Genomic DNA, 1,292 nt, shown 5'->3' on the forward strand with positions numbered 1-1,292 from the left:
TGGAGGGTTCGAAGAACCCTCTGGTTTTGGGCCTTTTTCTGTGATTCCATCTCTTGTGTGATGACTGGAGGAGTGGCTCATGACGCAACCTGGTTTCTTTGATGTTGAAGAGCGGCTGGCTCGGTTGAGTGGGCTCGGTGACCAACTTGAAGCGTTTTCCCGGACTGTGGATTTCGAGGTGTTCCGTCCGGAGTTGAACAAGGCACTGGCCTATTCAGACGGAAGCAAAGGCGGTCGGCCACCGTTTGATCCAGTGCTGATGTTCAAAATTCTGGTCATCCAAACGCTGAACAATTTGTCCGACGAGCGGACGGAATACCTGATCAACGACCGCCTGTCCTTCATGCGTTTCCTTGGTCTGGGACTGTCTGACCGCGTGCCGGATGCCAAAACAGTCTGGCTGTTTCGCGAACGCCTGACCCAGGCGGGTGCTATTGAAACACTGTTTGATCGCTTTAATGCCACCCTGCGGAACGCTGGTTACCTGCCGATGTCAGGCCAGATCCTGGATGCCACACTGATAGCGGCTCCCATGCAGCGCAATACCAATGCGGAGAAGGCCGATCTGCGTGAAGGACAGATCCCACAGGACTGGCAGGACAAGCCGTCAAAGCTGTCCCACAAGGACCGTCATGCGCGATGGACGCTGAAGTTCACGAAAGCAAAGCGCCAGGAGGACGGGAGTGCGCCAGCAACAGATCTGTCCATCCCGTTCTTTGGCTATAAATCGCATATTTCCATCGACCGAAAATTTCGGCTGATCCGTAAATGGAAGGTGACCGATGCCGCGGCCAGCGATGGCGCCAGACTCCGCGAGGGCCTGCTGGATAAAACCAATATGGCATCAGCAGTCTGGGCTGATACAGCCTACCGCTCAAAAGCCAATGAGGACTTCATGGAAAAGCATGGCTTTGTCTCAAAAGTTCACAGGAAAAAGCCTCATCTCAAGCCCATGCCCCGCCATATCCAGCGGTCCAACGCAGGGAAGTCGGTGGTCCGATCCCGCGTCGAGCATGTCTTTGCTGATCAGAAATCGCAGACAGGACTGTTCGTCCGAACCGTAGGCATAACACGAGCCACAATGAGGATCGGGCTGGCCAATATCGTCTATAATATGCGCCGCGTTCTCCTCCTCGAGCGGATTAATGCCGCCGCGTAGTAATCCAGAGCATGCACTTCTCTCTCTGCTCAAAACGTAGAGCGAAAATTATCATCCAGAACCTTCAATGCCAGCCTACTGCCCCTAAAATCGGGCAAAGACGTCTGTAATTCATGGTTCTTCGAACCCTCCA

1 protein-coding gene is annotated in these 1,292 nt (G+C 53.9%); it reads left to right on the forward strand.

The window, feature by feature from the left end:
• The first annotated feature begins 79 nt into the window (after positions 1-79).
• Positions 80-1,159: an IS5 family transposase gene (locus tag AB2L51_RS15035; RefSeq protein ID WP_395583034.1), complete on the forward strand. Its 1,080-nt coding sequence runs from the start codon at positions 80-82 to the stop codon at positions 1,157-1,159.
• Positions 1,160-1,292 lie beyond the last annotated feature (133 nt).

The sequence above is a fragment of the Acetobacter fabarum genome (assembly GCF_040702925.2).
GTDB lineage: Bacteria > Pseudomonadota > Alphaproteobacteria > Acetobacterales > Acetobacteraceae > Acetobacter > Acetobacter fabarum_B.

What these genes read in the sequence shown, in the direction of transcription:
- AB2L51_RS15035 (WP_395583034.1), top strand. Translation starts at nt 80, where the DNA reads ATGACGCAACCTGGTTTCTTTGATGTTGAAGAGCGGCTGGCTCGGTTG.